This is a genomic window from Pseudomonas alkylphenolica, assembly GCF_004025535.1.
GTDB lineage: Bacteria > Pseudomonadota > Gammaproteobacteria > Pseudomonadales > Pseudomonadaceae > Aquipseudomonas > Aquipseudomonas alkylphenolica_A.
The window spans coordinates 380372-394246 of sequence record NZ_QJRG01000049.1; the positions used below are offsets into that span (position 1 = coordinate 380372).

General features: G+C 61.3%; 10 protein-coding genes and 1 pseudogene. 7 read left to right on the forward strand and 4 right to left on the reverse strand.

The genetic code is table 11. The annotated features are described in order from the left end of the window. Positions 1–61: 61 nt before the first annotated feature. Positions 62–2803: an aconitate hydratase AcnA gene (gene acnA, locus DM813_RS25340; protein ID WP_128326141.1), complete on the reverse strand. Its 2742-nt coding sequence runs from the start codon at positions 2801–2803 to the stop codon at positions 62–64. A gap of 253 nt (positions 2804–3056) precedes the next feature. Here acnA and rlmM point away from each other — a divergent pair, with 253 nt between their 5' ends. After that, complete coding sequence (gene rlmM / locus DM813_RS25345) at positions 3057–4121, forward strand: 23S rRNA (cytidine(2498)-2'-O)-methyltransferase RlmM (RefSeq protein ID WP_128326142.1); 1065 nt, start codon at positions 3057–3059, stop codon at positions 4119–4121. A gap of 94 nt (positions 4122–4215) precedes the next feature. After that, positions 4216–4458, forward strand: a complete 243-nt coding sequence (gene tusA, locus DM813_RS25350) for a sulfurtransferase TusA (protein WP_038608848.1) — start codon at positions 4216–4218, stop codon at positions 4456–4458. Here the strand turns inward: tusA and DM813_RS25355 are convergent. Continuing rightward, positions 4455–5855 (reverse strand): MATE family efflux transporter, encoded by a 1401-nt coding sequence (locus DM813_RS25355; protein WP_128326143.1) that lies wholly within the window; start codon positions 5853–5855, stop codon positions 4455–4457. The genes tusA and DM813_RS25355 overlap by 4 nt on opposite strands. 155 nt (positions 5856–6010) lie before the next feature. Here DM813_RS25355 and pdxB point away from each other — a divergent pair, with 155 nt between their 5' ends. Continuing rightward, positions 6011–7153 (forward strand): 4-phosphoerythronate dehydrogenase PdxB, encoded by a 1143-nt coding sequence (gene pdxB, locus DM813_RS25360; protein ID WP_128326144.1) that lies wholly within the window; start codon positions 6011–6013, stop codon positions 7151–7153. A 52-nt stretch (positions 7154–7205) separates the two neighbouring features. On the opposite strand, the gene DM813_RS28515 is transcribed toward pdxB, so the two are convergent. Beyond that, complete coding sequence (locus tag DM813_RS28515; protein WP_164897294.1) at positions 7206–7379, reverse strand: PA1571 family protein; 174 nt, start codon at positions 7377–7379, stop codon at positions 7206–7208. Between the two features lie 283 nt (positions 7380–7662). Here DM813_RS28515 and DM813_RS25365 point away from each other — a divergent pair, with 283 nt between their 5' ends. From DM813_RS25365 to mqo, 4 genes and pseudogenes are all read left to right on the forward strand, one after another. Next, on the forward strand, positions 7663–9435 hold the full coding sequence (locus DM813_RS25365; protein ID WP_128326432.1) for an ABC transporter transmembrane domain-containing protein: 1773 nt from the start codon (positions 7663–7665) through the stop codon (positions 9433–9435). Between the two features lie 781 nt (positions 9436–10216). Continuing rightward, positions 10217–10375: pseudogene (locus DM813_RS29105) on the forward strand (HAMP domain-containing protein); the annotation flags it as partial. 171 nt (positions 10376–10546) lie between these two features. Beyond that, positions 10547–11260: a methyl-accepting chemotaxis protein gene (locus DM813_RS29110; RefSeq protein ID WP_431312014.1), complete on the forward strand. Its 714-nt coding sequence runs from the start codon at positions 10547–10549 to the stop codon at positions 11258–11260. A gap of 391 nt (positions 11261–11651) precedes the next feature. Further along, a complete protein-coding gene (gene mqo, locus DM813_RS25375; RefSeq protein WP_128326146.1) occupies positions 11652–13250 on the forward strand; it encodes a malate dehydrogenase (quinone) in 1599 nt (532 codons plus the stop codon). 63 nt (positions 13251–13313) lie between these two features. Here the strand turns inward: mqo and DM813_RS25380 are convergent, their stop codons facing one another. Beyond that, the gene (locus DM813_RS25380) at positions 13314–13679 is read right to left on the reverse strand and encodes a glycine zipper domain-containing protein (protein WP_128326147.1); all 366 of its coding nucleotides are present in this window, start codon (positions 13677–13679) and stop codon (positions 13314–13316) included. Positions 13680–13875 lie beyond the last annotated feature (196 nt).

The following is a 13875-nucleotide window of genomic DNA, read 5'->3' on the forward strand; positions in this document are numbered from 1 at the left end:
CAGTGACCGATGGGTTTCAGTCGATAAAGAATGGCCCGGCCACAAGGGCCGGGCCATTACTTTAAGCTGCGATCAGTTGCCGCAGCACATAGTGCAGGATGCCGCCTGACTTGAAGTACTCCACTTCGTTGAGCGTATCGATACGGCACAGGACGTCGATCTGTTGGTGGTTGCCGTCTGTGCGGGTGATCTTCAGCGTGAGCGTCATGTGTGGCTGCACGGTGGTGTCGCTCAATCCGAGGATGTCGATGCGCTCGCTGCCATCGAGTGCCAGGGTCTTGCGGGTGTGACCGTCGATGAACTGCAGCGGCAGTACGCCCATGCCCACCAGGTTGGAGCGGTGAATACGTTCGAAGCTCTCCGCCAGTACCGCCTTGACCCCCAGCAGGTTGGTGCCCTTGGCTGCCCAGTCGCGGCTGGAGCCGGTGCCGTATTCCTGGCCTGCAATGACTACCAGCGGGGTGCCGTCGGCCTGATAGCGCATGGCGGCGTCATAGATCGCCAGTTTTTCGCCCGTGGGCACATACAGGGTGTTGCCACCTTCTTCACCGCCAAGCATTTCGTTGCGAATACGGATGTTGGCAAAGGTGCCGCGCATCATCACTTCATGGTTGCCCCGGCGCGAGCCGTACGAGTTGAAGTCGCGGGGCTCCACACCTTTTTCCCGCAGGTAGCGCCCGGCCGGGCTGTCGGCCTTGATATTGCCGGCAGGGGAGATGTGGTCGGTGGTGACCGAGTCCCCCAGCAAGGCCAGTACCCGGGCACCGTGAATGTCTTCCACCACGGGCAGCGGCCCGGTGATGTCGTCGAAAAAGGGCGGATGCTGGATATAGGTGGAGTCGTCCTGCCATACATAAGTCGCGGCCTGTGGTACTTCGATGGCCTGCCATTGGGCGTCACCGGCGAACACTTCGGCATATTCCTTGTGGAACATGGCGGTATCGACACTGGCCACGGCCGCAGCGATTTCCTGCTGGCTTGGCCAGATATCGCGCAGGTACACCGGCTTGCCGTCTTTGCCGGTGCCCAGTGAATCACTTGCCAGGTCCAGGCGTACGCTGCCAGCCAGGGCATAGGCCACCACCAGTGGCGGTGACGCCAGCCAGTTGGTTTTTACCAGCGGATGTACGCGACCCTCGAAGTTGCGGTTGCCCGAAAGCACGGAGGCGACCGTCAGGTCGGCGCTGGTAATGGCTTTCTCGATGGCTTCGTCCAGCGGCCCGGAGTTGCCAATGCAGGTCGTGCAGCCATAGCCGACCAGGTCGAAGCCCAGTTGATCCAGGTAGGGCGTCAGGCCTGCGGCCTTGTAGTAATCGGTGACCACCTTGGAACCGGGGGCCAGTGAACTTTTCACCCAGGGTTTGCGCGTCAGACCTTTTTCGACGGCTTTTTTCGCCACCAGGCCCGCGGCCATCATCACGCTGGGGTTGGAAGTGTTGGTGCAGGAGGTAATGGCGGCGATCACCACGGCGCCATCGCGCAGCAGGTGGCGCTGGCCATTGTGTTCATAACTGACTTCGCCGGCCTGATCGGCATTGCCCACGGCGACACCACCCCCACCTTCGCTTTCGAGGCGACCTACGTCTTTGGCCGGGACCCGCAGTTGCAGGCCAAGAAAACTGTCGAAGGCCTGGCTGACCTGAGATAACGCCACCCGGTCCTGAGGGCGTTTGGGGCCTGCAAGGCTGGCCTCGACCTCGTGCATGTCCAGCGCCAGGGTGTCGGTGAACACCGGCTCCTGGCCAGGCAGACGCCATAATCCCTGCGCCTTGCAATAGGCTTCGACCAGCATGACCGTTTCTTCTGGGCGACCGGAAAGGCGCAAGTAATCGAGCGTGATCTGGTCCACCGGGAAAAAGCCGCACGTGGCGCCATATTCCGGAGCCATGTTGGCGATGGTAGCGCGGTCGGCCAGTGGCAGGTCGGCCAGGCCATCGCCGTAAAATTCGACGAACTTACCCACCACACCTTTTTTGCGCAGCATCTGCGTGACGGTCAGCACCAGGTCCGTAGCGGTGATGCCTTCGCGCAGCTTACCGGTCAGTTTGAAGCCGATGACTTCGGGAATCAGCATCGACACGGGCTGGCCGAGCATTGCCGCTTCCGCTTCGATGCCGCCCACGCCCCAGCCGAGTACGCCAAGGCCATTGATCATGGTGGTGTGCGAGTCGGTGCCGACCAGCGTGTCCGGGAAAGCATAGGTGCGGCCGTCCTCCTCGCGCGTCCAGACCGTGCGGCCCAGGTATTCCAGGTTGACCTGATGGCAGATGCCGGTGCCGGGCGGCACCACGCTGAAATTGTCGAAGGCATTCTGGCCCCAGCGCAGGAACGCATAGCGCTCGCCATTGCGCTGCATCTCGATGTCGACGTTCTGGGCAAAGGCTTGCTGGCTGGCGTAGCGGTCGACCATGACGGAGTGGTCAATGACCAGGTCCACCGGCGACAGCGGGTTGATCCGCTGCGGGTCACCGCCGGCCTTGGCCATGGCCGCACGCATGGCGGCCAGGTCGACCACCGCCGGTACCCCGGTGAAATCCTGCATCAGCACCCGCGCCGGGCGGTACTGGATTTCGCGGGTGGAGCTGCGCGTTTTGAGCCAGTCAGCCAGGGCCACCAGATCGTCGCCGGTCACGGTCTTGCCGTCCTCCCAGCGCAGCAGGTTTTCCAGCAGCACCTTCAGCGACATGGGCAGGCGCTGCAGGTCACCGAGGTGCCTGGCGGCTTCGGTCAGGCTGAAGTAATCATAAGGACGGTCGGCGACCGTCAGTGTTTTGCGTGTTTTCAGGCTATCGAGCGAGGGCATTACCAACTCCTTCTGCGCCGGTGCTCGGCAATCTTCCCTGCTGTCGCCGATTCACCGCCTCTGTGAAGGTCCGCACGGCACGGACCTGGCTGAGCGGTCAGGTTAGTCGTGTTTCACACGCCTGACCAAGTACTGGACCGGCGGGGCATGTCGCAGGTTCCGAACTTGCTTTATCATTCGCCGATTTACCGGCGCTGTGCATTGCGCCCGGTCAGGGTTGGCGTGATTGGTCGCCAACCGTCCTGGAGTGAAGATGAATACCCTGTTTATGCATTGCCGGCCCGGTTTCGAGGGTGAAGTCTGTGCCGAACTTGCCGAGCATGCCGCGCGGCTGAACGTGCCAGGCTACGCCAAGGGCAAACCGCAAAGTGCCTGTGCCGAATTCATCTGCAATGATGCCGAGGGTGCGGAGCGGCTGATGCGCGAACTGCGCTTTGCGCAACTGATTTTCCCCCGGCAGTGGGCACGCGGCAGCTTCATCGAGCTGCCGGAAACCGACCGTATCAGCGTGCTGCTCGAGCACTTGAGCGATTACCCGGTGGTTGCCAGCGTGTGGCTGGAGGTGATGGACACCAATGACGGCAAAGAGCTTTCAACCTTCTGCCGCAAGTTCGAAGTGCCGTTGCGCAAGGCCTTGAGCAAAGCCGGTCGCCTGGTTGAAGGGGCGGGCGGGCCGCGTTTGTTGCTGACTTTCGTCAGTGGTCGGCGTGTGTTCGTGGGGCTGGCGGATGCCGATAATTCGGCGATGTGGCCGATGGGGATCCCGCGCCTGAAGTTCCCCCGTGAAGCGCCGAGCCGCTCGACCCTCAAGCTGGAAGAAGCCTGGCATCACTTCATCCCGCGCGATCAGTGGGACGCACGCCTGTCCGATGACATGACCGGCGTTGACCTGGGGGCGGCGCCGGGCGGCTGGACCTACCAGCTGGTCAAGCGCGGCATGCTGGTGACCGCCATCGACAATGGTCCGATGGCCGAGAGCCTGATGGACACCGGGCTGGTTCAGCATCTGATGGCCGATGGCTTTACCTACAAGCCGAAGCAAACGGTGGACTGGATGGTCTGCGACATCGTCGAAAAGCCAGCGCGCAGTGCCGCTTTGCTGGAAACCTGGCTGGGCGAGGGCTTGTGCCGCGAAGCAGTGGTCAACCTCAAGTTGCCGATGAAACAGCGTTACGCCGAGGTACGGCGTCTGCTCGACCGTATTGAAGAAGGCTTCAAGGCGCGCAAGGTCAAAGTGTCGATTGGCTGCAAGCAGTTGTACCACGACCGCGAAGAGGTGACCTGCCACCTGCGGCGCCTGGACCTGAAGCCGCGTTGATTGCTTCGTGGATAAATCCGCTCCCACAGGACTGGGGCGGGTTTACCCGCGAAGGTGAGGGCGCCACAATGCTTAATAGTTTCCGGAGTTATACATGACCGATTTCACCCCAGACGCCATCCTTGACGCCACCGGCCTGAACTGCCCTGAGCCGGTGATGATGCTGCACCAGCACGTTCGCGACCTGGCCGCCGGCGGCCTGCTCAAGGTGATCGCTACCGACCCCTCGACCCGTCGCGATATCCCCAAGTTTTGTGTATTTCTCGGTCACGAACTGGTCCAGCAACAGGAAGATGCTGGCACCTACCTGTACTGGATCCGCAAAAAACTCGACTAGGCCCGATCTGCCCGGCGAATGTGCTTGGCGCTGCTGCGCGCCAGGCGAACCGACAGCATCAACGCGGCGCACGTCAGCCCGGCAATCAGGCCTTCCCACAAGCCACTGGGGCCGCTGGCGGGGCCAAAGTAGTCAGTCAACCCCAGCAGGTAGCCCACTGGCAGGCCGATACCCCAATAAGCGAACAGGGTCAGGATCATCGTCACCCGGGTGTCCTGATACCCGCGCAGGGCGCCTGCCGCGATCACCTGAATGGCATCAGAGAACTGATACAGCGCGGCGTACACAATGAGCATGGCGGCAATCTGGATCACAGCAGTGTCTGGCGTATAGATTGAAGCGATCGGCTCGCGCATCAGCAGGATCAAGCTTGCCGAGAAACAGGCAAACACCAGGGCCGCACCCAGGCCAACCAGGGCTGCAAAACGTGCCTGACGTGGCTCACCGGCACCAATGGCCTGGCCCACCCGCACGGTTACCGCCATCCCCAGTGAATACGGAATCATGAACAGCAGCGAGCTGATGTTCAGGGCAATCTGGTGGCCGGCTACGACGGTGGGGCCGAGGCTGCCGATCAACAGGGCAATCACGGCGAAGATGCTCGACTCGGCAAATACTGCGATACCGATCGGCAAGCCCACGCCGGTCAGCCGCTTGATCACCGCCCATTGCGGGCGCTCAAAACGCACCAGCACCCGGCTGCTCTGGTAGGCCGGCGCCCAGCGGCTCCAGGCCGCCATGCTCAGGGCCATGAACCACATGACAATGCCGCTGGCCCAGCCGCAACCGACACCGCCCAGCGCCGGCAGGCCAAAGTGACCGTAGATCAGCACATAGTTCAGCGGAATGTTCAGCAGCAGCCCGAGCAGGCCAATCACCATGCTTGGGCGGGTCCGCCCGAGGCCATCGCTGTAGCAACGCAACACGTAGTACAGGGCGATGCCCGGGAAGCCGAAGGCGATACCCTGCAGGTAGCCCATGCTCGGCTCCACCAGTTGCGGGTCGACGTTCATGACCTGCAGCACCGGCTCGGCGCTTACCAGCAGCGCACTGGCAATCACGCTGACAGCGACGGCCAGCCACAACGCCTGACGCACCAGTGGGCCGATTTCCGCGTGCTGACCGGCGCCAAAGCGCTGGGCCACCTTGGGCGTGGTCGCCAGCAGGATACCGGTCATCAGCAGGAATACCGGAATCCAGATCGAGTTGCCCAGTGCCACCGCCGCCAGGTCGCGGGGGCTGACCCGTCCGGCCATCACGGCATCGACGAAGCCCATGGCCGTGGTTGCCAGTTGCGCGATGATGATCGGGGTAGCCAGCAGCAACAGGCTGCGCAGTTCGGTGCGCACGCGGGCAGCGCGTGACAAGGGAGGAGTAGCGGAGGGGGCGGGGGGCATCGGTGTCACAAGGCGGGCGTCCACAAAAAAGGTGCACAAAGCCGGGTAGTCTACGCTTTGACGCATCGGTCAGGAAATATACCCGGTGCTTTCCCGTCCAGCTGGCTATGGCCCCGGCAAGGGCCTACACTGCGGACCCCGACTAGGAGAGCGCCATGCTGATTGTTGCCGACGAGAATATTCCGCTGCTCGATGCCTTCTTTGCAGGCTTCGGCGAGATCCGCCGCTATCCCGGTCGTGCCATTGATGCGGCCTGTGTAAAAGATGCCGATGTCTTGCTGGTGCGCTCCGTGACCCGCGTCGATCAGGCGTTGCTCGAAGGCAGCCGGGTGCGTTTCGTCGGTACCTGCACCATCGGTACCGATCACCTGGCCCTGGAGTATTTCGCCCAGGCCGGTATCCACTGGTCCAGTGCCCCCGGCTGCAATGCCCGTGGGGTGGTTGATTATGTGCTGGGCAGCTTGCTTACCCTTGCCGAGCTGGATGGTGCCGATCTGACTGGGCGCACCTATGGCGTGGTGGGTGCCGGTGAAGTCGGTGGGCGTCTGGTCGAGGTGTTGCGCGGCCTTGGCTGGAAGGTGCTGGTGTGCGACCCGCCTCGCCAGCAGCGCGAGGGCGGTGATTATGTGAGCCTGCAGACAGTGCTTGCCGAGTGCGATGTGATCAGTCTTCACACCCCGCTGACCCGGGACGGCGATGCGCCGACCTGGCACTTGCTGGGCCATGAACAGCTTGCTGCGCTGCGCCCTGGCACCTGGCTGATCAATGCCAGTCGCGGGCCGGTGATCGACAACAACGCATTACGTGAATGTCTGCTTGAACGCGAAGATGTACTGGCCGTGCTGGATGTCTGGGAGGGCGAGCCGCAGGTTGATCTGGAACTGGCCGACCTGTGTGTGCTGGCCACCCCGCACATTGCCGGTTACAGCCTGGACGGCAAGCAGCGGGGTACTGCACAGATCTACCAGGCGTTCTGTGCCTGGCGCGGTGAGCTAGCGTCGGTGCACCTCACAGATCTGCTGCCGCCGCCCTGGCTTGCCGAAGTCAGCCTGCAGGCCGAAACCGACCCGGCCTGGGCCCTGGCCACCCTGTGCCGGGCGGTGTACGACCCACGCCGCGATGACGCTGACTTTCGTCGTAGCTTGAGCAGTGATCCGCTTGAGCAGAAGGCTGCCTTCGATACCCTGCGCAAACACTACCCCCCTCGTCGCGAAATCGAAGGCCTGGCGGTGCGGCTGAATGGCGAAGCACCGCAGCTGGTGCAGTTGGTGCGAGCCCTGGGCGGCGTGCTGGTCTGAAAACAGACGATAAAAACCCGGCGACTGGGCCGGGTTGAAGGATTCGGGTGGGTCAGTCTTTCTTGGCGGGTTCTTTGCGGCTTTGCTCCAGCTTTTCGCAGGCTTGCTGGATCATTTCCTCGGTGATGGTGATCTCCTGACCGTTCTGGTCGATGATCGAACCGCCTACCGGCGCCTGTGGGTTGGGTGCGGTTTTTGGCTGGGTGGTGCTCTGTTGTAGGCTCATTCCTGTCTCCTCGTCAGGTTTCAAGCTCAGACTAAAATCGCCTTGTGACCGGCCTGTGACAGCTTTTTTAGTAATCACGGTGGGACACTTCCAGTCCACCAGAAAGCCGGCTAAACCTCCAGTGGTGCGTTAGACCGAAAAGGTCTAGCCACCCGTTGTTTGGACCTTATTGGCTCATTTGGTCTGTTGAGGATACCGACGGCGGTACATCGCCGTGAGTTCCTTGGCGCAGGACGAGTGGTCCGGTGTAGGCTGCAACAAACCACTGACGCGCGGCACTTCCATGTTCAACCGGTTTTCCACACGCCAGCGTCAGGCCATGCGCCTGGGCTGGCGCTTCATTCGTCCTTACCGCAAGCAGGTGGTACTGGCCTTGCTGGCGCTGGTTGTCACCGCTGGCATCACATTGTCCATGGGGCAGGGTATTCGACTGCTGGTGGATCAGGGCTTCATGACCCGGTCGGCGCATTTGCTCAATCAGACGATCGGCTTGTTCTTGTTGCTGGTACTGGCATTGGCCATCGGTACCTTTAGCCGTTTCTACCTGGTGTCATGGATCGGTGAACGCTGTGTGGCTGATATTCGCCAGCAGGTTTTCGATCACCTGATTTACCTGCACCCGGGTTTTTTCGAAAGCAATCGCAGCTCGGAGATCCAGTCGCGCCTGACTGCCGACACGACCTTGCTGCAGTCGGTGATTGGCTCGTCCTTGTCGCTGTTCCTGCGCAATGCCTTGATGGTACTTGGCGGCATCGTGCTGTTGTTTGTCACTAACCCAAAACTCACCAGTATCGTGGTGTTGGCCTTGCCGCTGGTGCTTGCACCGATCCTGATTTTCGGTCGGCGGGTGCGCAGCCTGTCACGCCAGAGCCAGGACCGGGTGGCCGATGTTGGCAGCTATGTGTCCGAGACCCTCGGGCAGATCAAGACGGTGCAGGCTTACAATCACCAGCCTCGCGATCAGCAGCGCTTCGGGCTCACGGTGGAGGCGGCCTTCAATGTGGCGCGCAAGCGCATCATGCAGCGCGCCTGGCTGATAACGCTGGTGATCGTGCTGGTGCTCGGTGCGGTGGGGGTCATGCTGTGGGTCGGAGGCATGGATGTGATCGCCGGGCGGATTTCCGCCGGAGAGCTGGCCGCCTTTGTCTTCTATAGCCTGATTGTGGGTAGTGCCTTCGGTACCCTCAGTGAGGTGATCGGTGAGCTGCAGCGTGCCGCAGGGGCGGCGGAGCGGATTGCCGAGTTGCTGGCGGCGCGCAGCGAAATTTCAGCACCGCAACAGGGGCTTTTGCGTACCCCACCACGGGTGAGTGGCCGGCTGGAGCTGCAGTCCGTGCGATTCGCCTATCCGTCGCGGCCAGAGTCTGCGGCCATCGACGGTTTGAGCCTGACAGTGGCGCCCGGAGAAACCCTGGCGCTGGTCGGGCCTTCGGGTGCCGGCAAATCCACTCTGTTCGACCTGCTGCTGCGTTTTTACGACCCACAGCAGGGGCGCATTCTGCTTGATGGTCAGGACGTGAGCCGTCTGGATCCCCAGGACTTGCGCCGCCACTTCGCCCTGGTGGCACAGAACCCGGCGTTGTTCTACGGCACCGTCGAAGAAAACATCCGTTACGGGCGTGCGGACGCCACCCAGGCACAGGTGGAGGCGGCGGCCCGCAGTGCCCATGCCCATGCGTTCATCATGCAGTTGCCACAGGGCTATCAAACCCACCTTGGCGATGCCGGGTTGGGGTTGTCCGGTGGTCAGCGCCAACGTCTGGCAATTGCCCGGGCCTTGTTGGTCGATGCGCCGATCCTGCTGCTGGACGAAGCCACAAGCGCCCTTGATGCCCAGAGCGAACACTTGATCCAGCAAGCGCTACCGACCTTGATGAGCGGGCGCACGACCTTGGTGATCGCTCACCGGCTGGCCACGGTGCAGCATGCCGACCGCATTGCGGTGGTCGATCAGGGACGTTTGGTTGCCATCGGTACGCATCGGCAACTTGTGGAGGAGAGCCCGCTGTATGCCCGCCTGGCGGCGTTGCAGTTCAATGCCGTTACGGATTTGTGACAGCGTTCCATTGCCTGTCACATTTCTGTAGCAATCCCTTGAGAGTATCTGACTCAGCTGTTGCGTAATGCTCGAACTTGGCTGCTATCGAATGATGGCAGCTTTTTTTTGGCCTGCCTTAACGGCCAGTGAATGGGGACAAGGATGTCTTTGGCTGGTCGATGCCCGCGTGCGGCGTTCCTTAATCCTTGTTCCAGGACTCCTTCCGATGTTGCGTAAATCCTTGAGCGTGCAAATCCTCGCGTTGTTCGGCGGTAGCCTGCTGGCGATACTGATGATTGCACTGGTCTGCTTTCAACTCCTGTCCTCCAGTGTGCGTGGTTACGGCCAACTGATCGATGGGCCGTTGCAGGCGTCGCAGTTGATTGACGAAGCCAACCTGCAATTCAAGGTTCAGGTACAGGAGTGGAAGAATGTGCTGCTGCGCGGCAAGCAACCGGCAGAGCTGGACAAGTACTGGCAGCAGTTTCTGGCGCGTGAACAGCAGGTGCAGGACATTCTTGATCAGTTGATCGAACGCAGCGACCCGCCGCTCAAGGCCCGCGCGCAGCAACTCAAGGAAAGCCATCGCCAGCTCGGGCAGGCCTATGAACGGGGGCGTCAGGCATACCTTGCCGCAGGGGCAGACCCAGCGGCAGGTGATCAGGCGGTCAAGGGCGTGGACCGTGCTGCCAGCGAGCAGATGAGCGAACTGGTCAACCAGTTGCGTAGCGATGCCCAGGTGCAGGCACAGGCCATCAGTCAATCGGCCGAACGCACGGTCTGGTTGGGAATGCTGGTGATGTTCGGTTCGGCCGTACTGGTAGGGTTGATCAGCCTCTGGCTGGTTAACCGCAACCTGATCGAGCCGATTCGCGGGCTGATCGAATATGTTGCGCAGTTGAGCCAGGGGCGCTTTGCTGCGCGCGTTGCCACTGGCCGTCAGGACGAGCTCGGGCGCCTGGCTGTGGCGGCCAATACCTTGCGCGATTTTCTTGCCGAGACATTCACCCGGCTGCAAGGCAACGCCGGTGAGCTGGAGTCGGCCAGTGGTAATTTGCGCACGATCGCCGGCAGCATGGCACGCGGTACCGATGACCAGTTTCAGCGTACCGATCAGGTGGCAACGGCCATGCATGAAATGTCGGCCACCGCGCAGGAGGTTGCCCGCCATGCGGCCGAAGCGGCGCGTGCCGCGGATGAGGCTGACCATAGTGCTCAGGCCGGCGAGCAGGTGATGCAGTCAACGATCGACACCATTGCCGCGGTCAATCAGGAAATTGCGGGTACCGCTGCCGTGATTCGCCACCTGGAAGCCGACAGTGGCAGGATCGGCAAAGTGCTGGAAGTGATTCGCGCCATTGCCGAGCAGACCAACCTGCTGGCACTCAATGCCGCGATCGAGGCGGCACGGGCCGGGGAGGCCGGTCGCGGCTTTGCCGTGGTTGCAGATGAAGTGCGCAACCTGGCGCAGCGTACCGGAGCATCGATTGCCGAGATCAATCAGATCATCTGTGCCGTCCAGTCGGGTGCGCTGGAGGCGGTCAAAGCCATTGAAAATGGCCAGCAGCGCAGTGAAGAAGGCGCAGAGCAAGTTCAACGTGCCGGGCAGATGCTGCAACGGATCACCCAGGCCGTGGAGGCGATTCGCGACATGAACCGCCAGATCGCAACGGCCGCCGAGGAGCAGACCAGCGTGGCTGAAGACATTTCCCGCAACCTGGTGGAAATTACCCGGATAGCCACGGCCAACCAGCAGGCTGTAGAGCAAACCGAGCAGGCCGGGCATCGCCTGCATGGCCTGTCGGGGCAACTGGGTGAAGTCACGGCGCGCCTGAGTGCCTGATGGCGCGGGGGAAATCCGCCACATGCAGCATAGAAGGCGGAATATGTGGCGGATTGTCGCCATGAAAAACCGCTAAAGATGGGGTGCGACGACTCGTCCTAGCTATTAGCCGTTAGTCTTGAGGAAGTTGGCCTGTTTTGTGCTTAAAGGCGGGCAGGCCTAGGCCAAGCAAACCCCTGACGGCAGGCTTCAATGTCCAGCGTCGGGGGTGAAGACCGTTCCCGATCCATCGAATAACCCCAGCCGCCAACCATTGCCCGTGCGCCCAGGCCACTTGCCTGAGTGCCGAGCCCCGCTAAGCTTTGGTCTGCGCGAGCAACAACAAGAACACGGGCGTGCACAACGGGATAAGCGGTCATTGCCAATTACTTCACTTCAATTGGATTGAACTATGAAAAAAATCCTGCTGACACTCCTGTGCCTGAGTGTCATTGGCTGCTCCAAACCCAGCGAGCCAGAGAAAACCGTAGACGTGCTGCTGATCGGCGGCGGCATCATGAGTGCAAGTCTGGGTACCTACCTCAATGAGCTGGAGCCTACCTGGTCGATCGATATCTACGAGCGCCTGGACAAGGTTGCCGAAGAAAGCTCCAACGCCTGGAACAACGCCGGTACCGGCCACTCCGCGTTCTGTGAGCTGAACTACACCAGCGAAGGTGCCGACGGCAAGATCGACATCAGCAAGGCGGTCGGGGTCAACGAGCAGTTCGAAATCTCCAAACAGTTCTGGGCCTACCAGGTCGAGCAGAATGTGCTGAGCAACCCGAAGTCGTTCATCAATAACGTGCCGCACATGAGTTTCGTCTGGGGCGACAAGAACGTCGAGTTCCTCAAGAAGCGCCATGAAGCCCTGCAGCACAGCTCGCTGTTCCGTGGCATGGAGTATTCCGAAGACCACGCCCAGATCCAGAAGTGGGTGCCGATCGTGATGGAAGGCCGTGCTGCCGACCAGAAGATCGCCGCGACCCGCATGCCGATCGGTACCGACGTCAACTTCGGCGAGATCACCCGCCAGTTGATCGCTTCGCTGACCAAGCACGACAACGTCAAGCTGCATGTACAGCACGAAGTGCGCGACATCGTGCGTAACGCCGACAACACCTGGACTGTGGTTGTTGCCGACCTGGCCAACAAAGGTGTCGAGACCAGCGTCAAGGCCAAGTTCGTCTTCATCGGTGCCGGTGGTGGCGCCCTGAAGCTGCTGCAGAAGTCGGGTATCCCGGAAGCTGACGGCTATGCCGGTTTCCCGGTGGGTGGCCAGTTCCTGATGACCGATAACCAGGAAATCGTTGCCCGCCACAAGGCCAAGCTGTACGGCAAGGCTTCGGTCGGTGCGCCGCCGATGTCGGTTCCGCACCTCGATACCCGTGTGATCGATGGCAAGGAAGTACTGCTGTTCGGCCCGTTTGCCACCTTCTCCACCAAGTTCCTCAAGAACGGTTCGCTGCTGGACATGTTCGCGGCACTGACCAGCCACAACATCATGCCGATGACCCATGCGGGTATCGACAACATCGACCTGAGCACTTACCTGATGGGTCAGTTGATGCTCAGCTTCGATGACCGCATGGAAGCCCTGCGCGAATACTACCCGAACGCCAAGAACGAAGACTGGAAGCTGCTGCAAGCCGGTCAGCGGGTTCAGGTGATCAAGAAAGATCCTGTACACGGTGGCGTCCTGCAGTTCGGTACTGAAGTGGTTGCTGCCCAGGACGGCACCATTGCCGCACTGCTGGGTGCGTCGCCAGGTGCTTCGACTGCCGCGCCGATCATGCTCAGCGTGCTGGAGAAGACCTACAAGGATCGCATCAAGAGCCCTGAGTGGCAGGCCAAGTTGAAGGAAATCGTTCCGACTTATGGCCAGAAGCTCAACAACAACCTTGAGCTGACCAACAAGACCCGTGAGTGGAGCAGCGCGCGTCTGCAACTGCTGTACGTTCCGGTGCTGCCTGAAGAGGCTGCTGCAGTACAGGCTGAGCCTGCGCTGTAAGGTTTGAAGCGGTAGTAACAAACAGCCCCCTGTTCAGGGGGCTGTTTCGTTCAAGGCTTGAAATCAGTGACGCTTCTTGTTGGCAATGTTATTGCCCAATGCGCCACCTGCAGCGCCACCCAGGCCGGCACCGATGGCCGAACCGGTGCTGCCGCCGAGCTTGTTGCCGATCAGCGAGCCGCCGGCCGAGCCCAGCCCACCGCCGATGGCGGCTTTGGTCTTGTTGCCGTTCCTGGCGCCCATGGCGCTGCCCGCGGCACCGCCGACGCCCGCACCGATCGCAGCGCCGGTGCTGCCACCCAGCTGCTGACCAACCACGTTGCCCAGTACACCACCCAGGCCACCGCCCAGCGCAGTTTGGCCGTCGCCAGCCATGGCACCTTGCGCGCACAGCAAGCCCAGAGTCAGGGTGGCAAGAGTCTTACGCATGTGTTTCAACCTCTAAGTTCGAAAGGCGCGCATTCTGCTGGGGCGGCTTCACTTGCGCAATGCTGGCCAGTGCAGATCGTTGCACCCGGGGTGCAAAAGCGTGGGATCAGCGCGAGGTGTTTCAGGGTGTAGGCACGCACAGGCTTTTTTACAGGCAACAAAAAACCCGCAGAAGCGGGTTTTTTGTTGCCTGATC